Origin of the sequence: Microbacterium sp. Root553 (assembly GCF_001426995.1) — a bacterium.
Lineage (GTDB): Bacteria > Actinomycetota > Actinomycetes > Actinomycetales > Microbacteriaceae > Microbacterium.
Genome location: NZ_LMFY01000002.1, coordinates 281877 through 300267, shown reverse-complemented (window position 1 = coordinate 300267; position 18391 = coordinate 281877). Strand labels below are relative to the sequence as shown.

Here is an 18391-nt window from a genome sequence, read left to right as displayed (position 1 = left end):
GTCCTCGAGAGGAATCCGATGTCCAGCCCTGAGCATGCGCCGACCCCGCCGATCCGAGAGCGTTCGCGGCGGCGTTCCTGGATGCGCGTCCTCCTCCCCGTCGCACTGATCCTGGTCTGGCTGGTCGGGGCGGGACTCGGAGGGCCGCTGTTCGGCAAGGTCGACGAGGTCTCCTCCAACGATCAGACGAGCTATCTGCCGGAATCCGCCGACGCGACCCAGGTGCAGAAGCTGCTGGGCGCGTTCACCGACAGCGACGCCATCCCCGCGATCGCCGTCTTCGTGAGCGACGGCGAGCTGTCGGAGTCCGATCTGCAGACGATCTCGGATGCTGTGGCCGACGCGCCCTCGACCGAGGGCGTGAGCGCGGATGTCTCGCCGGCCCTCACCTCCGACGACGGACGGGCCGTGCAGGCCTTCATCCCGATCGAGGGCGACGCGGAGCTCGCGGATGCGGTCGACGCGCTCGGTGCCCAGCTCCGCGAGGCCGCACCGGCCGGGGTGACCGTGTACGTCACGGGCCCAGCCGGGTTCAGCGCCGACCTCGTCGCCGGATTCGCCGGCATCGACGGGCTGCTGCTCGGCGTCGCGCTGCTCGCCGTACTGGTGATCCTCGTGCTGGTCTACCGCTCGTTCCTGCTGCCGCTCGTCGTGCTCTCCACGAGCCTCTTCGCGCTCTGCGTGGCACTTCTGGTCGTGTGGTGGCTGGCCAAGTTCGAGGTCTTGCTGCTCAGCGGGCAGACCCAGGGCATTCTGTTCATCCTCGTGATCGGCGCGGCGACCGACTACGCCCTGCTGTTCGTCGCCAGGTTCCGCGAGGAGCTGCGGGTGATGCAGGACAAGGGAGCCGCTGTGCTGGCAGCCTGGAAGGGCTCGGTGGAGCCGATCGCCGCCTCGGGCGGCACGGTGATCGCGGGACTCCTGTGCCTGCTGCTGAGCGACCTCAAATCCAACAGCACCCTCGGCCCGGTGGCCGCGATCGGCATCGTGTTCGCGATGCTCGCCGCGCTCACCCTGCTGCCGGCACTGCTGCTGCTGTTCGGCCGGGCGGTGTTCTGGCCTCGACGTCCGGCGTTCGAGCCCGAGGTCGTCGCCGAGGAGCACGGCATGCGCACGACCGGCCTGTGGGCGCGGCTCTCGCACCTGATCACCAGGCGCCCCCGCGTGATCTGGGTCGCGACCACCCTCGTCCTCGTCGCCGGCGCCGCCGGGGTCCTGCAGCTCAACGCGAGCGGTGTCCCGCAGTCCGACCTCGTGCTGGGAAGCTCGGAGGCCCGAGACGGCCAGGTCGCTCTCGGCGAGCACTTCCCCGGCGGATCCGGCAGCCCGGTGTACGTCATCGTCGCCGAGGAGGATCTCCAGGACGCGGCCGATGTGCTCCTGGCCGACGACGGCATCGACGGCGTGACCGTCGCCGCATCCGACTCCCCGAGCGGTTCGGCCCCCGTCACCGCGGACGGCCTGCAGGCGGTCGGTCCTCCCGGCACGGCGGTGCCGGAGCCGACCGTCGTCGCGGGCGACGTGCTGGTGCAGGGCACCCTGACCGACGCGGCGGACTCCGACGCCGCCGCCGCGACGGTGCGGGAGCTGCGCACCTCGCTGGACGATCTGGATGCGCTGGTCGGCGGGGTCACCGCCACCGCGGTCGACACGAACGACGCCTCGATCCACGACCGCAACCTGATCATCCCCGTCATCCTCGTGGTGATCATGGTCATCCTGATGCTCCTGCTGCGATCCGTCCTCGCACCCGTGCTCCTCATCATCACCACGGTGCTGTCCTTCGGCACCGCGATGGGGGTGTCCGCGCTGGTGTTCAACGGCGTGTTCGACTTCCCCGGGGCGGATCCCGCCGTTCCGCTCTACGGTTTCGTGTTCCTCGTCGCGCTGGGCATCGACTACAACATCTTCCTCATGACGCGGGTGCGGGAGGAGTCGCTCGCCCACGGCACGCGCGAGGGCGTGCTCCGCGGCCTCTCGATCACGGGCGGCGTGATCACGTCGGCGGGGCTCGTGCTCGCTGCGACCTTCGCGGCGTTGTCGGTGATCCCGATCCTGTTCCTCGCGCAGCTCGCGTTCATCGTCGCGTTCGGTGTGCTGCTCGACACGTTCGTGGTGCGCTCGCTGCTCGTGCCGGCGCTCGCGTACGACCTCGGTCGAGTGATCTGGTGGCCGTCGAAGCTGTGGCGCAGCGGTCGCGACTGAGGTCGATGACGACCGTCAGCCGAGCGTCTTCGCGAGGTCGACGAGATGGGTGCGGCTCTCGGCGGCCGCCCGTGCGGAGTCGCGCGCCGCGACGGCGTCGGCGAGCAGTGCGTGGCGGTCGTCATCGGCCCGACCGCCGTCGTCCGCACGCATCCGGAGCATCTCGATCATCGCCTGCCGCATACGCGGGGTGAAGCCGTCGAACAGCTCGAGCAGGATCGGGTTGTGGGCGGCCGCGACGATGCTGCGATGGAACGCGGTGTCGGCATCGACATGCGCCTCGACCCCCGAGTGGTGGGCTCGGCGACCGACGAGCGCTCGACGGATGAGCCGGAGATCGGATGCCGTGCGGCGCGACGCAGCGAGAGCGGCGGCCTCCGTCTCGATCGCCGTGCGCGCCTCGATGACCGCGACGATGTCGGCGCGGCGGAGCACGGCATCCCAGTCCTCGGGCGCCTCGAGTGCGGTGACGAACACTCCCGACCCCTGACGCGTCGCCAGCATTCCCCGTCCTGCCAGCTGACGGATGGCCTCGCGGATCGTCGAACGTCCGACACCCAGCTGCACGGCGAGCGTGGTCTCCCCCGGGAGCTTCTGTCCGAGTTGCCACTCCCCCGAGCCGATGCGCGCCATCAGGATGTCCGACGCCTGGTCGGCAAGAGGCGTGCGTTCGATCCGAGTCATGCGTTCATCTTAACTTGTCAACTTGTCTGAGGAGTTGCTACGGTGAGTGCATGACGCTCGACCTCCTCCTTCTGCGCCACGACGGGACCTAGCCGACCGGCTCCCCGTCGTGGGGTGCACGGCGCCGCCGGTCATCACACCCCCGCACCGAGGAGTTCCCGATGTCCATGCTGTTCCCCACCCTCTCCACCCCCGCCGGCCCGGTGCCGGACTCGTCGCCGTCATGGAACCGCCAACGCCGGTCCCAGATGCCGTCGCATCGCTACGCCTCGGTGTTCGACCGCGTCGCCGTGCCGCTCGTCGACCGCGAATGGCCGACCGCCCAGCTGACGGCCGCGCCGCTGTGGGTGCCGGTCGACCTCCGCGACGGCAACCAGGCGCTCGCCGAGCCCATGGATCCGGTGCGCAAACGGCGCTTCTTCGAGCTCCTCGTCACAATGGGCTACAAGGAGATCGAGGTCGGCTACCCCTCCGCCTCGCAGACGGACTACGACTTCGTCAGGCTCCTCGCCTCGTCGGACCTCGCCCCGGACGACGTCACCATCGTCGTCTTCACCGCTGCGCGTCGCGATCTGATCGAACGCACGGTGGAGTCGGTGCGCGGCATCCGCAACCCGGTCGTCATCCACGTCTACACGGCCACCGCCCCCACCTGGCGGGACACCGTCCTCGGTCGCACCCGCACCGAGCTGAAGGACCTGATCCTGAGCGCAGGGCAGGATGTGCTCGATCTCACCGACGGACTCCCCGATGTGCGCTTCCAGTTCTCGCCCGAGGTCTTCAACCTCACCGAACCCGACTACGTGCTCGACCTGTGCGACGCCGTGACCACGCTCTGGGATGCGACACCCGAGCGCCCGGTGATCCTGAACCTGCCCGCGACCGTCGAAGTCGCGACGCCGAACGTGTACGCGGACCAGATCGAGTACATGCACCGCAACCTCGCCAGGAGAGAAGGAGTGATCCTCTCCGTCCACCCTCACAACGACCGCGGCACCGGGGTGGCCTGCGCCGAGCTCGCGGTGCTCGCGGGGGCGGAGCGTGTGGAAGGATGCGTCTTCGGCAACGGCGAGCGCACCGGCAACGTCGACCTCGCGACCCTCGCCCTCAATCTTCACGCGCAGGGAGTGGATCCGATGATCGACTTCTCGGACATCGACGAGATCCGACGCACCGTCGAGCACTGCAACGGCATCGAGGTGCATCCACGGCATCCCTACGTCGGCGACCTCGTGCACACCGCGTTCAGCGGCACCCATCAGGATGCGATCCGGAAGGGACTCGCCGAGCATCGCTCCCGCGCCGGTGCCTCAGGCGCGGATGCTCGCGAACAGCGGTGGCTCGTCCCCTACCTGCCGATCGACCCCGCCGACCTCGGTCGCAGCTACGACGCTGTCATCCGGGTCAACTCGCAATCGGGGAAGGGCGGTATCGCCTATCTGCTCGAGAAGGAGTTCGGGATCGAGCTGCCACGGCGACTCCAGATCGAGTTCGCGAAGACGGTTCAGGCGCATGCCGACAGTGTCGGCGATGAGCTGACGGCGACGGACCTGTGGGCCCTGTTCGCGCACACCTACCTGTCTGCACCTGCGAGCGATGTGCCGACGCTGACGAACTATCGGCTGGACGGCTCCCAGGTGCACGTCACTCTGCGGTCGGACTCGGCAGAGCGCACCCACCGAGGCGTCGGCGCCGGGCCCGTCGAGAGCCTCGTGTCCGCTCTCGTCGACTCAGGCATCGCCCTCGAGGTGCTCTCGCTTCATCAGACGAGCCTCGGAGCGGGAAGCACGGCGGATGCTCTCACGCTGCTCGAGTATCGCGATGCCCACGGCACCCGCTGGACCGCAGGGCGGGCTGCGTCGGTTCTGGACGCGAACTTCGACGCGGTGATGAGAGCCGCATCCCTGAGCGGACGCGCGAGCAGTGAGCGAGAAGGGTGCCCTCGACTGGATTCGAACCAGCGACCTGCCCTTTAGGAGAGGGCTGCTCTATCCTGCTGAGCTACGGGGGCGAGGATTCCATTCTAGAGGAACCCCCGCCCTCGCTCAGGCGGCCAGAGCCAGATACGGCTCCCATCGGGGGTCGCCTCGCTCGGTGCCGCGGACGGTCCAGGCGGAGCCGTGGGGAGGCCGGGGAGCGAAGCGCAGCTCCCACCGCATCTCCTGCGGTGTGCGGTCGCTCTTGATGTTGTTGCATCGGAGACAGCAGGCGACGAGGTTCTCCCAGGAGTCGGCGCCCCCACGGGATCGGGGCATCACGTGATCGATCGTCGACGCCGCTTTGCCGCAGTAGCCGCAGCGGTGGTTGTCCCGACGGAGCACACCGCGGCGGGTGACGGGCACGCGCCTGCTGGACGGGATGCGCACATACCGGGAGAGGATGATGACGGCCGGGCGATCGTAGACGCCGTGGCTGCCCCAGACCGGGTCGCCCTCCACGCGTTCGATCACGGTGGCCTTGTCGTTCATGACCAGGACCAGTGCTCTCTTGAACGACACGATCGCGAGCGGTTCGTATCCTGCGTTCAGTACCAGTGTGCGCATCGTCATCCTCTCGATCCGCCGGGACGGCTTCCCGGCACTCTCGACTCACACGAAGCCGCGCAGGGCGGAAGCGTTCGCAGGGATGAGAAAAGGCGCTGTCTACAGACAGCGCCTTTTGCACACAGCAAGACCGTGACGTCCCTGCGGACGATGCAGGAGGACGTGACGACCGAGGGCATCCATGGTTCGGATGCTCGGTATTCGCTCCATCTGCCTCTCCCGCCTATGCGACAACGGGTTCAGGCTAACCCATCCCGCGGACACCGGGGTCGAACCCGGGGTGAACGCTCAGAGGCGTGTCCGTGACGACGCGCGGAAGGGCGAGACGACCGGGGTCAGCCGGCGTTCGCGCCGAGCCAGGCGATGGGCTCCATGAGACCGCCGTTGACCCACACCTCGAAGTGCAGGTGGTTCGCGGTGGATCGCCCGGTGCTTCCGACGAATCCGATCAGCTGCCCGGCGACGACGGTCTCGCCGGCCTGCACCTGGCGCGAGCCGTAGGTCATGTGCCCGTAGGTGGTCTGCACGCGCTGGCCGCCCACGACGCTGTCGAGCATGACGGCCACGCCGTAGCCGCCGATGCTCTCGGCCGAGGCACGCACGACTCCGGCGGCGGCCGCGTAGATCGGGGTGCCCGCAGGAGCCAGCATGTCTGCGCCCTGGTGGGCGCCGCCGACGGTGCGGCTCACGTTGTAGGACCCCTGCGGAAGCGGGTAGCGCACCTCGCCGGAGCCGGGCGACACGAGGGAGTAGTTCCCGATGTCGTAGTTTCCGGAGCCCGACGTCGACGCGGTCGAGGCGGCGGCTGCGGCCCGTGCGGCTGCGGCCTCCTCCGCCTTCTTCTTCTCGATCTCGTCAGGCGTGGTGGCCGTGAAGGTTCCCCGACCGAGCGACGACGCGGTGGCGTCCGAGGCGACGACCAGGGACTGCGCGTCGACCGCGGCCATCTGCTGGACGGTCGCCGAGGCCTCGATCGGCTTGGAGGCGGCATACGCGGGGAGCGCCACAGCGGCCACGAGAGCACCCACTGCCCCGAAGATGGCGATCGAACGCAGGGGCTTGACGACCTTGCGTGCGTCCACCCGGCCGCCGGTGCGGCGGGCGACTGCTCGATCTTCGGTTGTCTTCGCGGGCGTTTCGATGTCTGTGGCCAAAACTAAATCCTCCTGCGCCTGCACGCCTGTCGGCGCTGGCTCGTCGGCACTCTGCTCTCGTGGCACGAACGTATCTCGGGTACTTTGTGCGGTCTGACCGAGAGGTCGACGAGCCTGGAAGGCGGATCCTCTCGGGTGTCGTCAGCGGGCTTCTTCGACGACTCGTCCGAGGTTACCGGAAGATAACGATCCTGTCACCCCGTGAAGCTGGCAATCACCGGGGCGGCGGAATCACGCGGATCCGAGACCGGGAGGATGAGGATCAGAGCGGCTCGCCGACGAGGAAGATGTGCGAGGCGAGCTCGACGGGAAGCTCCAGGCCGTCGTCCTTGCCCTCCATCTGGATGAGCACATAGCCCTCGTTGAAGCGGTAGTCGCCCTTGGCGCCGGGCATGACGCCCGCATCGCGGAGCTGTTCGAGCAGCTCGGGGTCGACCTGCGCGGGCTCGGCGAGGCGCCGCACGGTGCCCTCGATCGGCGCGCCGGCGGCGTTCAGCTTCTGCACGAGCCCGATGACGCCCTCGTCGAAAGTGCGGGCGGGGGTGTCGCCCAGCTGGTCGAGACCGGGGATCGGGTTGCCGTACGGCGATTCGGTGGGGTGTCCGAGAAGCTCGACGAGTCGACGCTCGACCTGCTCGCTCATGACGTGCTCCCAGCGGCAGGCCTCTTCATGCACGTAAGCCCAATCGAGGCCGATGACGTCGGACAGCAGTCGCTCGGCCAGCCGGTGCTTGCGCATGACGTCGACCGCCTTGCGGCGCCCGGCGTCGGTGAGCTCCAGCCTGCGATCCTCCGAGACCACGACGAGTCCGTCGCGCTCCATGCGTCCGACCGTCTGCGAGACGGTCGGACCCGAGTGCCCGAGACGCTCGGAGATGCGCGCGCGCAGCGGCACGATGTTCTCCTCCTCGAGTTCGAGGATGGTGCGGAGGTACATCTCCGTGGTGTCGATCAAGTCCGTCATGTGGCCCTCCGGGTCTTCTTAGGCAAGCCTACATTCCCGAGCGGACATCGGGGCGTCACGCGGCGAGGCGACGGCGCGGGCACGCCCTAGAATCGACGCATGGCGATCGAGATTCCCCGAGACCTCCTGCCCGCTGACGGCCGCTTCGGATGCGGCCCCTCGAAGGTGCGCACCGAGCAGCTCGATGCGCTGCTCGCCGCGGGGCCGACACTGCTCGGCACCTCGCACCGCCAGGCACCGGTGAAGAACCTCGTCGGCAGCGTCCGCGAGAACCTCGCCGCGCTCTTCACGCTCCCCGACGGCTACGAGATCATCGTCGGCAACGGCGGATCGACGGCGTTCTGGGACGCCGCGGCCTTCGGCCTGATCGAGCAGCGCAGCCAGAACCTGGTGTTCGGCGAGTTCGGCGGCAAGTTCGCCGCGGCCGCCGCCGCACCGTGGCTCGCCGCTCCGGACGTGCGCAAGGCCGAGCCGGGCTCCCGCACGGCCGCCGAGATCGTCGACGGCGTCGACGTCTACGCCTGGCCGCACAACGAGACCTCGACCGGCGTCTCCGCTCCGATCGACCGCGTCGTCGCCGAGGGGGCGCTGACGGTGATCGATGCGACGAGCGCCGCCGGCGGGATCGATTTCGACCTCGCTCAGGCAGACGTCTACTACTTCGCCCCGCAGAAGAACCTCGGCTCCGACGGAGGACTGTGGTTCGCCGCGGTCTCGCCCGCGGCGATCGATCGCATCGAGCGCATCGCCGCCTCGGATCGCTACATCCCCGAGTTCCTCAGCCTGAAGAACGCGCTCGACAACTCCCGCCTCAATCAGACGCTGAACACGCCCGCGCTGACGACCCTGCACCTGCTCGACAGCCAGCTGAGCTGGATCCTGTCGAACGGAGGGCTCGCCTGGGCCGGCGCACGCACGGCCGAATCCTCCGGCATCCTCTACGACTGGGCCGCATCCTCCGCTGTCGCGACGCCGTTCGTGGCGGAGGCCGCGCATCGTTCGCCCGTCGTCGTGACGATCGACTTCGACGACAGCGTCGACGCCGCCGCCGTCGCCAAGACACTGCGCGCCAACGGGATCGTCGACACCGAGCCGTACCGCAAACTCGGCCGCAACCAGCTCAGGGTCGCGACGTTCGTCTCGATCGAGCCGGACGACGTCCGTCAGCTCACCCGCTGCCTCGACCACGTCCTCGCGCAGCAGAGCGCCTGACGCCCGGGGGGAACGAGAAAGGGCCGCGTTCGCACGCGGCCCTTTCTCATTCCCGGAGGTCACTCCTCGTCGTCTGAGGCATCCTCATCGGCGTCGGGATCGGAATCGTCGTCCTCGTCATCCTCGGACTCGTCGTCATCCTCGGGCTCGTCTTCGTCCGACTCGTCGTCCGCGGCGGAGTCGTCGAGTTCGTCGATATCGACCCCGTCGAGATCACCCGCGTGCAGCTCGCGCGGCACCGCCGCGAGGTCATCCTCGTCGAGGTCGTCATCGTCGTCGTCATCATCATCATCGTCGTCGAGGTCGTCATCGTCGTCGTCGTCGTCGTCGTCGAGCTCATCGTCCTCGAGCTCGTCGTCTTCCAGCTCATCGCCCTCGGACGCGTCCTCGTCGGCGACGGCGAGCGCATCGCCCTCCTCGGTCGCGGCCGCCTGCGCGGCGAGCTCGACCTGATGCGCACGGTAGTCGGCGAGACGCTCGGCCCACGGCACCCACTCCGGAGCGAGCAGCGCACCGTCGCCCGGCAGCAGCTCGAGCTCGAGCACCGTCGGCTCCGCGTCCTCGACGCGCGCGACCGTGACCGTCCAGTACCACCCGGGGTAGCCGGGCATGCGGTTCTGGAAGCGCAGCGACACGGATCCGTCGTCCTCCGCCCGATAGTCGGCGGCAGGGCCGACGGTCGACGCCGGGGTGATCTCGTGCAGTGCGGACAGGGCGAGATCGTGGGCGCCGAGAAGACGCTCGTCGGGCTCAGGCTTCGAGGTCATCGGCTACCTTGCGCAGGACGGCCGCGATCTTGCGGCCGTGGGCGGACGAGGGGTAACGGCCGCGACGCAGGTCGCCGCCCATCCCGTCGAGGAGCTTCACGAGATCCTCGACGATGATCGCCATGTCGTCGGCCGGCTTGCGCTTGGCCTTCGCGAGGCTCGGGGGTGCTTCCAGCACCCGCACGGACAGCGCCTGCAGTCCGCGCTTGCCGTCGGCGACGCCGAACTCGACACGCGTCCCCGCCTTGACCGCAGCGCCGGCCGGCATGGCCGAGGCGTGCAGGAAGACGTCCTGGCCGTCATCGGCGGCGATGAAGCCGAAACCCTTGTCTTCGTCGTAGAACCTGACCTTGCCGGTGGGCATGGGAGAAACCTCGCTGAGTCGGTGTGGAGCTGGGATCGGACGCGTGGATGCGACCACCACCAGCCTACCGGTCGCCCGGCAGGGAATCCGTAGGTCACGGGGCGGAACCGCGCGGTCGCGCAGCGACTAGGCTCAGAGGGATGAGCACCCAGAGTCCCGACCTCGAGCCTCCCGTTCGCCGCGTGGATCGCATTCTCGCGTTCACGGCGCTCGGACTCGCGGCGGCCTCGATCATCTGCTTCTTCGCGATCATCATCGGCACCGCCGTCGGTATGCAGCAGGAGGACTTCGGAGCGGGAGCCTGGCCGTTCGTCGCCGCGATCCCGTATTGGGGCCTTCCCGCCGCCTTCCTGATGATCATCGCGCTGCTCGTCATGAGCTTCATCCGCAAGGGTCGCGCGACGTCGCGGCCCTGAGGACTCCGGCATGAGCACGCACGCACGCCCGCTGGCCGAATGGCTCTCCGCGGCGAGCGACGCGGAGCTCGCCACCCTCTTCGCCGCGCGGCGTGTGCGACCGGACGCGGGATGGCAGGACTTCTTCGACGCCGCGGAGGCCCTCCTCGACACGGCCTCGGTGACCCGCATCCTTCCCGCGCTGACGCACTCGGAAGCCGCCGGCCTGCTCGCCGCCGCGACATCCGACGACGCGCGGGTGAGCGGGCCGTCGGCCGACACGCTGCGAGCGCTCGCGCTGCTCCGCCCGGACGGTTCGCCCTTCCCCCCGGTCTCGGCTGCCGTGGCCGAGCGCACCGTGCCGGAGCCCGTCGACGCGGTCGAGCCGCGCACCGCTGACGAGGCCGCCACCGCCCACGCCGCCGAGCGGGCATTCACCACGGTGTCGGCACTCGCCGACATCCTCCTGCTGGCCCGCGACCGACCGTTCGCTCTGCTCGCCGGGGGCACCATCAGCGCCGGCGAGAAGCGGATGCTGAGCGACGCGGGCATGGCGCCCGAATCGATCGATGCCCTCATCGCGATCGTGACGGATGCGGCGCTCGTCGTCCAGGTCGACCGACAGCTACGGATCACGACGGCCGCCGAGGCATGGCTGCGCTCCTCGGTCGGAGATCGCTGGAGCACGCTCGTACGCGGATTCCGCGACTCGCTGCCGCGCGGCGTGCGCACGGAACGCGGGGGCTGGTCGCCCGCCGCATCGTGGCCCCTGGCGCACCCCTGGGACGCCGCCTGGCCGGAACGCAGCAGCGCGCTCCTCCAGCGCGCCCGCCTTCTCGGCCTGCTCACCGACGACGACGGCGAGACCGCCTGGGCGACGGCGCTGCGGAACGGGGGCGACATCGACGCGAGCGCTCTCACCGCGCTGCTGCCGGCCGAGGTGGATCGCATCTTCCTCCAGAACGATCTGAGCGCCATCTCCCCCGGTCCGCTCGCACCGGCGCTGGATGTGCGCCTGCGCACCCTGGCGACACGCGAGTCGGCGGCGCAGGCGTCGACGTATCGGTTCACCCCGGAGTCGATCGCCCACGCGCTCGTGCTCGGCGAGACGGAGCAGACGATCCTCGAGTTCCTCGAGTCGCTCTCGCTCACGGGTATCCCACAGCCGCTCCGCTACCTCGTGACTCAGACCGCGCAGAGACACGGTCTCGTGCGGGTCTCGGTCGAGCCGGGCACCGGCAGGACGCGCATCGACAGCAGCGATCAGCACCTCATCGAGGCCATGTCGGTCGACCAGGGTCTCCGCGCGCTCGCACTGACGCGCGAGGGCGCGTCCCTCTCCACGCGGGTCGGGCGCGACACCGTCTACTGGGCACTGACGGATGCCCGTTACCCGGCGACCCTCGTCGATGAAGCCGGCACGGCGATCACCGGAGAACGCCATCCGGCACCCCCGGCGCCGGCCCCGACGACACCGGACTACGGCCCCCTCCTCCAGGCGCTCCGATCGCACGAGGGACCGGATGCGGATGCCGCATGGCTCGACCGCGAACTCGATGCGGCAGTGCGCGCGCGGGCGGTGCTGCGGGTGAGCGTCGGCATGCCGGACGGCTCGACACGAGACCTCGTGCTCGAGGCGACGGGACTCGGCGGTGGTCGCCTGCGCGGCAGGGACCGTGCGGCGGACGTCGAGCGCACCCTGCCGGTGTCGAGCATCCGAGCCGCCACGATCATCGAGCAGTAAACTGGACAGCTATGTCTGATGGACCCCTGATCGTCCAGAGCGATCGCACCGTGCTGCTCGAAGTCGCCCACTCGGATGCCGAGAGCGCCCGCCACGAGCTGGCGATCTTCGCCGAGCTCGAGCGCGCGCCCGAGCACATCCACACGTACCGGATCACCCGCCTCGGGCTCTGGAACGCGCGCGCCGCCGGCCACACCGCCGAGGACATGCTCGCGACGCTCGACCGCTGGTCGCGGTTCCCCGTGCCGCCGTCCGTCGCCGTGGATCTGCGCGAGACCGTGGGCCGGTACGGCCGACTGGTCATCGAGCGCGACGACGAGGGCGTCCTCATCCTCCGCTCCTCCGATCCCGCGGTGCTCGCCCAGGTGGCGAACAACAAGCGCATCCAGCCGCTGCTGATCGGGCATCCCTCCCCCGACACCTTCGTGGTCGACGCGTGGGCACGCGGCCAGATCAAGCAGGAGCTGCTCAAGATCGGCTGGCCCGCCGAGGACCTCGCCGGGTACACCCCGGGAACCCCGCATGAGATCGAGCTCGCCGAAGACGGCTGGGCGATCCGTCCCTACCAGCAGGATGCGGTCGACGCGTTCTCGAAGGACGGCTCCGGCGTCGTGGTGCTGCCCTGCGGCGCGGGAAAGACGATCGTCGGCGCGGGGGCGATGGCCGCCACGAAGACCACCACGCTCATCCTCGTCACCAACACGGTCTCGGCGCGCCAGTGGCGCGACGAACTGCTCAAGCGCACCAGTCTCACGCCCGAGGAGATCGGCGAGTACTCCGGCCAAGCCAAGGAGGTCAAGCCGGTGACGATCGCGACCTACCAGATCCTCACGGCGAAGCGGAAGGGCGAGTACGCCCATCTCGCGCTGCTGGATGCCCTGGACTGGGGACTCATCGTGTACGACGAGGTGCACCTGCTCCCCGCACCGGTGTTCAAGCTCACCGCCGATCTGCAGGCGCGTCGACGCATCGGCCTGACCGCCACACTCGTGCGCGAGGACGGCAGGGAGGGCGACGTCTTCAGTCTGATCGGGCCCAAGCGCTTCGACGCTCCGTGGAAGCAGATCGAGGCCCAGGGCTTCATCTCCCCCGCCGCCTGTTACGAGGTGCGCGTGGATCTGCCGCCGGACGACCGGCTCGAGTACGCGGCAGCGACCGACGACGAGCGCTACCGCCTCGCGGCCTCGGCACCGGCGAAGATCGATGCCGTGCGCGAGCTCATCGCGAAGCACGACGGGGAACGGATCCTGGTGATCGGCCAGTACCTCGACCAGCTCGACTCGCTGTCCCAGGCGCTGAACGCCCCGCAGATCACCGGAGCCACCCCCGTCGACGAGCGCGAGGAGCTCTACCGCGCCTTCCGCGAGGGTGAGATCTCGCTGCTGGTCGTCTCGAAGGTCGCGAACTTCTCGATCGATCTGCCCGAGGCATCCGTCGCCATCCAGGTGTCGGGGTCCTTCGGGTCCCGGCAGGAGGAGGCGCAGCGCCTCGGTCGTCTTCTGCGCCCGAAGCAGTCCGGGCACACCGCGAGCTTCTACACGCTCGTGGCCCGCGACACGATCGACCAGGATTACGCCCAGAACCGGCAGCGGTTCCTCGCCGAACAGGGCTACAGCTACACGATCATGGATGCCGACGCGATCGCCGCGTGACCCCCGCTGCGCCCGTCAGGGCGGCCGGGTACGCGGTGGGCGAAAGCGCCGCTCCGACGGATAGTCAGCATCCGCATGGCGGAAGTCACCATAATGGGGTCATGACTGATGCGCGCATCCTGGTCGTCGACGACGAGCCCAACATCCGCGACCTGCTCTCCACAGGTCTCAGCTTCGCCGGGTTCCAGGTGAAGACGGTCGCCAACGGCGCCGCCACCATCTCCGCCGTACTGGAGGAGGAGCCCGACCTGATCATCCTCGACGTCATGCTCCCCGACATGAACGGGTTCAGCGTGACGAAGCGTCTGCGTGGGGCCGGCTTCACCGCCCCCATCCTGTTCCTCACCGCCAAGGACGGCACGGACGACAAGATCGAGGGCCTCAACGCCGGCGGAGACGACTACGTCACCAAGCCGTTCAGCCTCGACGAGATCGTCGCGCGCGCGCAGGCGATCCTCCGCCGCACGATGCAGGCCGACGAGGAGTCGATCATCCGCGCCGGAGAGCTGTCGATGGATCAGGACACTCACGACGTGCACGTCGGCAAGGAGTCGATCGAGCTCAGCCCGACCGAGTTCAAGCTGCTGCGCTATCTGATGCTGAACCCGAATCGCGTGCTGTCGAAGGCCCAGATCCTCGACCACGTCTGGGAGTACGACTTCAACGGCGATGCGGGGATCGTGGAGAGCTACATCTCCTACCTCCGCCGCAAGATCGACCCGTACACCGAGGAGTCCGTCATCCAGACCAAGCGCGGCTTCGGCTACATGCTCAAGGTCGGCAAGTAGTCCCGCTCCGCGTCATCCGCTGACGCCGCACCGCATCCGCTTCCAGGGAGGACCGACCGCATGGCGCACAAGCCCGATGCGATCACCCGCTGGTGGCGGTCGATCAGCCTGCGGGCCAAGGTCACCGGTGTCACCGTCGCGGTGCTCGCGCTGGGCCTGCTGGCCGCGGGCATCGGCACGGTCCCGATCCTGCGCAACTCCCTGGTCGACAACATCGACTCGCAGCTGCCCGCGCTCGTGTCCGCCGATCTCGCGAACCGGTACTTCGAGGTCAGCGTCGAAGACGGCAGGACGGTCTACACGCCCAGCGACTCCCCCCGCGACTTCTTCGTCGCGATCTACGACGCCGAGGGCGTGCTGCAGATCACGACGGGAAGCTCCAGCTCCGCGAACGGCGCTCCGCTGTTCCCGTCGTCGTACTCCCCCCTCGATGTGCAGGCCAACGAAGACACGCGCTTCACGCTGGAGGGCACGAAGGGGGCGAGCTATCGCGCCGCCGTCGCGCGCGTGCCCGGCGAGGGCGACGGGTCGCTGAGGATCCAGATCGTCGCCATGCCGCTCGAGTACGCGGACCGCATCATCGGTCAGTACTTCGGCATCTACATCACGGTCGCGTTCGTGACGATCTTCCTCGCCGCTCTGCTCACCCGCGGGCTGGTCACCCTGACCTTCCGCCGACTGGGGCAGGTGGAGTCGACGGCCATGTCGATCGCCGCCGGCGACTTCAGCCAACGCCTCACCGACCTCGAACCCACGACCGAGGTCGGACGCCTGAACAGCGCGATCAACACCATGCTCGACCGCGTCGACGGGTCTCTCGCGCAGCGCGACCGCACCGTGCGGCACATGCGCCGCTTCATCGGCGACGCCAGCCATGAGCTGCGCACGCCGCTGGTGAGCGTGCGCGGCTATGCCGAGCTGTACCGGATGGGCGCGATCACCGGCGAAGAGGACACCGCTCGCGCCATGGAGCGGATCGAGAAGGAGGCGATCCGGATGGGCGTGCTCGTCGAGGATCTCCTCGCTCTCGCACGCCTCGACGAGGAGCGCGAGCCCGAGATCGAGCCGCTCGATCTCCGCCCCATCGCCCGGGATGCCGCCCTCGACCTGCGAGCCGCCGCACCGGCGCGCACCGTGACGGTCGTGGACCGCACCGTCGAGGCGCCGTTGATCGACGTGACCACGCGCTCCATCCCCGTGACGCCCCCGCCCCTGCCGACGCCGCGCGGGCTCTCCCGCGGCACGCTCGCCCGCCTGCGCCGACGTCCGCGTGCCGCGAGCGTCGAGGTGCCGGGGATCGACTTCACGGAGGCGGCGGACATCCCCGTCCGTACGCCCCCGATCGTCCTCGGCGAGGAGAACAAGGTCCGTCAGGTGGTGACCAACCTGCTGGGCAACGCGCGCCGCTTCTCGCCCGAAGAGAGCCCGATCGAGCTGGTCGTCGACGCCGACCGCGTGCGCGGCACCGGCAGCATCTCGATCGTCGATCACGGCGAGGGCATCCCCCCGCAGATCCGCGAGCAGATCTTCGAGCGGTTCTGGCGCGCCGACACGTCGCGGGCACGCGAGACCGGCGGCTCGGGTCTCGGTCTCGCCATCGTCTCGTCGATCGTCAAGGCGCTGCACGGCAGCGTGTCGGTGTCGGAGACACCCGGCGGCGGCGCGACGTTCACCGTCACCCTGCCGCTCGCCCCCTCCCGTGCCACCCCGGCCCACCTGCTGGAGGACACGCAGCCCCTCGAGCCCCTCGACCTCTGAGCGGGGCGCGACTCTCCTGCACGGAGCGGCGCTGGGCCATCTTCTGCACCGCGCACGTGGGCAGCCCCGCGCAGGCCCGTGCCCGGCTCGCGAACACACCTATCGTCGGAGACCCAACGAGAGGAGTTCCCATGTCCGTCTTCACCGTCGACACCGAAGCCGTAGGTGCGGCCCAGAGCGCCGCCATGGCCACCATGCAACGGGTGCAGAGCGAGTCCGCCGTGCTGATGTCGCAGCTCTCCCAGCTGCAGAGCAGCTGGGTCGGCACCGCGTCAGCGGCCTTCCAGTCCTGCGCCGATCAGTGGCGCGGCGCGCAGCTGCACGTCGAGCAGGCGCTCGAGTCGATCGGTCATTCGCTCGGCAGCGCCGCCACACAGTATGCGGACGCCGACCAGTACTCGGCCAGCCTGTTCCGCTGAGATCCGGCCACCCCGGCGGTGGTGGGCCGCATCCCCGTCACGCAGAGACGCCCCGACCGTGAGGTCGGGGCGTCTCTGTCAGTGCGGATGGATCAGAAGTCCATGCCACCCGACGGGTCACCCATGGGAGCGGGGGACTTCTCGGGCTTGTCGGCCACGACGACCTCGGTGGTGAGGAAGAGGGCCGCGATCGATGCGGCGTTCTGCAGCGCCGAACGGGTCACCTTGGCGGGGTCGATGATGCCGGCTGCGAACAGGTCGACGTACTCACCGGTCGCGGCGTTCAGGCCGAAGCCCGCCTCGAGCTCGGAGACCTTGTTCGCGACGACACCGGGCTCGAGGCCGGCGTTCAGCGCGATCTGCTTCAGCGGGGCCTCGATCGCGACGCGAACGATGTTCGCACCGGTCGCCTCGTCGCCCGAGAGCGACAGACCGGCGAGCGCCTTGGTGCCCGACTGGATCAGCGCGACGCCACCACCGGGGACGATGCCCTCCTCGACGGCTGCCTTCGCGTTGCGCACGGCGTCCTCGATGCGGTGCTTGCGCTCCTTGAGCTCGACCTCGGTCGCCGCTCCGGCCTTGATGACGGCGACGCCACCGGCGAGCTTCGCGAGACGCTCCTGCAGCTTCTCGCGGTCGTAGTCGCTGTCGGTGTTGTCGATCTCACGACGGATCTGCGTGACGCGACCCTCGATCTGGTCTGCCTCTCCGGCACCCTCGACGATGGTGGTCTCGTCCTTGGTGACGATGACCTTGCGAGCGCGACCCAGCAGGTCGAGCGTGGCGTTCTCGAGCTTGAGGCCGACCTCTTCGGTGATGACCTGCGCACCGGTGAGGATCGCGATGTCCTGCAGCTGCGCCTTGCGACGGTCGCCGAAGCCGGGAGCCTTGACGGCGACCGACTTGAAGATGCCCTTGAGCTTGTTCAGGACGAGGGTGGCGAGAGCCTCTCCCTCGACGTCCTCGGCGATGATGACGAGCTCCTTGCCGTCCTGGATCACCTTGTCGACGATGGGCAGAAGGTCCTTGATGTTCGAGATCTTCTGGTTCGCGATGAGGATGTAGGCGTCTTCGAAGACCGCCTCCTGGCGCTCCGGGTCCGTCACGAAGTACGGGTTCAGGTAGCCCTTGTCGAAGCGCATGCCCTCGGTGAGCTCGAGCTCGGTGCCGAAGGTCTGCGACTCCTCGACGGTGACGACACCCTCCTTGCCGACCTTGTCGATCGCCTCGGCGATGAGCTCGCCGATCGCGGGGTCGGCGGCGGAGATCGACGCGGTGGCGGCGATCTGCTCCTTGGAGTCGATCTCCTTCGCGCTGGCGAGGAGCTCCGCGGTGATCGCGGCGACGGCCTTCTCGATACCGCGCTTGAGCGAGATCGGGTCGGCGCCGGCGGCGACGTTGCGCAGGCCCTCGCGGACGAGCGCCTGGGCGAGCACCGTGGCGGTGGTGGTTCCGTCACCCGCGACGTCGTCGGTCTTCTTGGCGACCTCCTTGACGAGCTCCGCACCGATCTTCTCGTACGGGTCGTCGAGCTCGATCTCCTTGGCGATGGAGACGCCGTCGTTGGTGATCGTGGGGGCGCCCCACTTCTTCTCGAGGACGACGTTGCGACCGCGCGGGCCGAGGGTCACCTTGACCGCGTCGGCGAGGATGTTGAGGCCGCGCTCGAGGCCGCGGCGGGCCTCCTCATCGAAAGCAATGATCTTTGCCATGAGTTTTTTCGTCCCTCCTGGACGTAGACG

16 protein-coding genes and 1 tRNA gene are annotated in these 18391 nt (G+C 69.0%); 9 read left to right on the top strand and 8 right to left on the bottom strand.

Features of this window, described 5'->3' with window-relative positions; all coding sequences use genetic code 11:
- Positions 1-18 precede the first annotated feature (18 nt).
- Positions 19-2205, top strand: a complete 2187-nt coding sequence (locus ASD43_RS15535; RefSeq protein ID WP_056420418.1) for an MMPL family transporter — start codon at positions 19-21, stop codon at positions 2203-2205.
- 15 nt (positions 2206-2220) lie between these two features.
- On the opposite strand, the gene ASD43_RS15530 is transcribed toward ASD43_RS15535, so the two are convergent.
- A complete protein-coding gene (locus ASD43_RS15530) occupies positions 2221-2889 on the bottom strand; it encodes a FadR/GntR family transcriptional regulator (protein WP_056420413.1) in 669 nt (222 codons plus the stop codon).
- Positions 2890-3050: 161 nt separating this feature from the next.
- Between ASD43_RS15530 and ASD43_RS15525 the strand changes: the two genes are divergently transcribed.
- Positions 3051-4865, top strand: coding sequence for a 2-isopropylmalate synthase (locus tag ASD43_RS15525; RefSeq protein ID WP_082539497.1), 1815 nt, complete (start codon positions 3051-3053; stop codon positions 4863-4865).
- Here the strand turns inward: ASD43_RS15525 and ASD43_RS15520 are convergent.
- The 4 genes from ASD43_RS15520 to ASD43_RS15505 all read right to left on the bottom strand — a co-directional run bounded on the left by ASD43_RS15520 (position 4827) and on the right by ASD43_RS15505 (position 7550).
- A tRNA-Arg gene (locus tag ASD43_RS15520) sits at positions 4827-4900 on the bottom strand. The two genes, ASD43_RS15525 and ASD43_RS15520, sit on opposite strands and share 39 nt — an antisense overlap.
- 34 nt (positions 4901-4934) lie before the next feature.
- On the bottom strand, positions 4935-5432 hold the full coding sequence (locus ASD43_RS15515; RefSeq protein WP_045254360.1) for an HNH endonuclease: 498 nt from the start codon (positions 5430-5432) through the stop codon (positions 4935-4937).
- A 335-nt stretch (positions 5433-5767) separates the two neighbouring features.
- A complete protein-coding gene (locus ASD43_RS15510; RefSeq protein WP_082539487.1) occupies positions 5768-6586 on the bottom strand; it encodes a M23 family metallopeptidase in 819 nt (272 codons plus the stop codon).
- 262 nt (positions 6587-6848) lie between these two features.
- The gene (locus ASD43_RS15505; RefSeq protein ID WP_045254343.1) at positions 6849-7550 is read right to left on the bottom strand and encodes a metal-dependent transcriptional regulator; all 702 of its coding nucleotides are present in this window, start codon (positions 7548-7550) and stop codon (positions 6849-6851) included.
- 99 nt (positions 7551-7649) lie between these two features.
- Here ASD43_RS15505 and serC point away from each other — a divergent pair, with 99 nt between their 5' ends.
- Positions 7650-8762: a phosphoserine transaminase gene (gene serC / locus ASD43_RS15500; RefSeq protein WP_056420406.1), complete on the top strand. Its 1113-nt coding sequence runs from the start codon at positions 7650-7652 to the stop codon at positions 8760-8762.
- Between the two features lie 59 nt (positions 8763-8821).
- Here serC and ASD43_RS15495 read toward each other — a convergent pair whose 3' ends face one another.
- Positions 8822-9529 (bottom strand): DUF3027 domain-containing protein, encoded by a 708-nt coding sequence (locus ASD43_RS15495; RefSeq protein WP_056420403.1) that lies wholly within the window; start codon positions 9527-9529, stop codon positions 8822-8824.
- Positions 9513-9893, bottom strand: coding sequence for a cold-shock protein (locus ASD43_RS15490; RefSeq protein WP_056420401.1), 381 nt, complete (start codon positions 9891-9893; stop codon positions 9513-9515). Before ASD43_RS15490 ends, ASD43_RS15495 begins: the two co-directional genes overlap by 17 nt.
- 140 nt (positions 9894-10033) lie before the next feature.
- Between ASD43_RS15490 and ASD43_RS15485 the strand changes: the two genes are divergently transcribed.
- From ASD43_RS15485 to ASD43_RS15460, 6 genes are all read left to right on the top strand, one after another.
- Positions 10034-10309 carry a hypothetical protein gene (locus ASD43_RS15485; protein WP_056420398.1) on the top strand — a complete coding sequence of 92 codons (276 nt, stop codon included), beginning with the start codon at positions 10034-10036 and terminating at the stop codon, positions 10307-10309.
- A gap of 10 nt (positions 10310-10319) precedes the next feature.
- Positions 10320-12032 (top strand): helicase-associated domain-containing protein, encoded by a 1713-nt coding sequence (locus ASD43_RS15480; protein ID WP_056420395.1) that lies wholly within the window; start codon positions 10320-10322, stop codon positions 12030-12032.
- An 11-nt stretch (positions 12033-12043) separates the two neighbouring features.
- The gene (locus ASD43_RS15475) at positions 12044-13684 is read left to right on the top strand and encodes a DNA repair helicase XPB (RefSeq protein ID WP_056420392.1); all 1641 of its coding nucleotides are present in this window, start codon (positions 12044-12046) and stop codon (positions 13682-13684) included.
- Positions 13685-13785: 101 nt separating this feature from the next.
- On the top strand, positions 13786-14472 hold the full coding sequence (locus ASD43_RS15470) for a response regulator transcription factor (RefSeq protein ID WP_056420389.1): 687 nt from the start codon (positions 13786-13788) through the stop codon (positions 14470-14472).
- A gap of 60 nt (positions 14473-14532) precedes the next feature.
- Positions 14533-16230: a sensor histidine kinase gene (locus ASD43_RS15465; protein WP_082539486.1), complete on the top strand. Its 1698-nt coding sequence runs from the start codon at positions 14533-14535 to the stop codon at positions 16228-16230.
- Between the two features lie 131 nt (positions 16231-16361).
- Positions 16362-16649 carry a WXG100 family type VII secretion target gene (locus ASD43_RS15460; protein ID WP_056420386.1) on the top strand — a complete coding sequence of 96 codons (288 nt, stop codon included), beginning with the start codon at positions 16362-16364 and terminating at the stop codon, positions 16647-16649.
- Between the two features lie 92 nt (positions 16650-16741).
- Here ASD43_RS15460 and groL read toward each other — a convergent pair whose 3' ends face one another.
- Positions 16742-18361: a chaperonin GroEL gene (groL, locus tag ASD43_RS15455; protein ID WP_056420385.1), complete on the bottom strand. Its 1620-nt coding sequence runs from the start codon at positions 18359-18361 to the stop codon at positions 16742-16744.
- Positions 18362-18391: the final 30 nt, after the last annotated feature.

Excerpts from the sequence above, each read along its gene's own strand:
- ASD43_RS15535 (WP_056420418.1), top strand. The coding sequence starts at position 19 with ATGTCCAGCCCTGAGCATGCGCCGACCCCGCCGATCCGAGAGCGTTCG.
- ASD43_RS15530 (WP_056420413.1), bottom strand. The coding sequence starts at position 2,889 with ATGACTCGGATCGAACGCACGCCTCTTGCCGACCAGGCGTCGGACATC.
- ASD43_RS15525 (WP_082539497.1), top strand. The coding sequence starts at position 3,051 with ATGTCCATGCTGTTCCCCACCCTCTCCACCCCCGCCGGCCCGGTGCCG.
- ASD43_RS15515 (WP_045254360.1), bottom strand. The coding sequence starts at position 5,432 with ATGCGCACACTGGTACTGAACGCAGGATACGAACCGCTCGCGATCGTG.
- ASD43_RS15505 (WP_045254343.1), bottom strand. The coding sequence starts at position 7,550 with ATGACGGACTTGATCGACACCACGGAGATGTACCTCCGCACCATCCTC.
- serC (WP_056420406.1), top strand. The coding sequence starts at position 7,650 with ATGGCGATCGAGATTCCCCGAGACCTCCTGCCCGCTGACGGCCGCTTC.
- ASD43_RS15495 (WP_056420403.1), bottom strand. The coding sequence starts at position 9,529 with ATGACCTCGAAGCCTGAGCCCGACGAGCGTCTTCTCGGCGCCCACGAT.
- ASD43_RS15490 (WP_056420401.1), bottom strand. The coding sequence starts at position 9,893 with ATGCCCACCGGCAAGGTCAGGTTCTACGACGAAGACAAGGGTTTCGGC.
- ASD43_RS15485 (WP_056420398.1), top strand. The coding sequence starts at position 10,034 with ATGAGCACCCAGAGTCCCGACCTCGAGCCTCCCGTTCGCCGCGTGGAT.
- ASD43_RS15480 (WP_056420395.1), top strand. The coding sequence starts at position 10,320 with ATGAGCACGCACGCACGCCCGCTGGCCGAATGGCTCTCCGCGGCGAGC.
- ASD43_RS15475 (WP_056420392.1), top strand. The coding sequence starts at position 12,044 with ATGTCTGATGGACCCCTGATCGTCCAGAGCGATCGCACCGTGCTGCTC.
- ASD43_RS15470 (WP_056420389.1), top strand. The coding sequence starts at position 13,786 with ATGACTGATGCGCGCATCCTGGTCGTCGACGACGAGCCCAACATCCGC.
- ASD43_RS15465 (WP_082539486.1), top strand. The coding sequence starts at position 14,533 with ATGGCGCACAAGCCCGATGCGATCACCCGCTGGTGGCGGTCGATCAGC.
- ASD43_RS15460 (WP_056420386.1), top strand. The coding sequence starts at position 16,362 with ATGTCCGTCTTCACCGTCGACACCGAAGCCGTAGGTGCGGCCCAGAGC.
- groL (WP_056420385.1), bottom strand. The coding sequence starts at position 18,361 with ATGGCAAAGATCATTGCTTTCGATGAGGAGGCCCGCCGCGGCCTCGAG.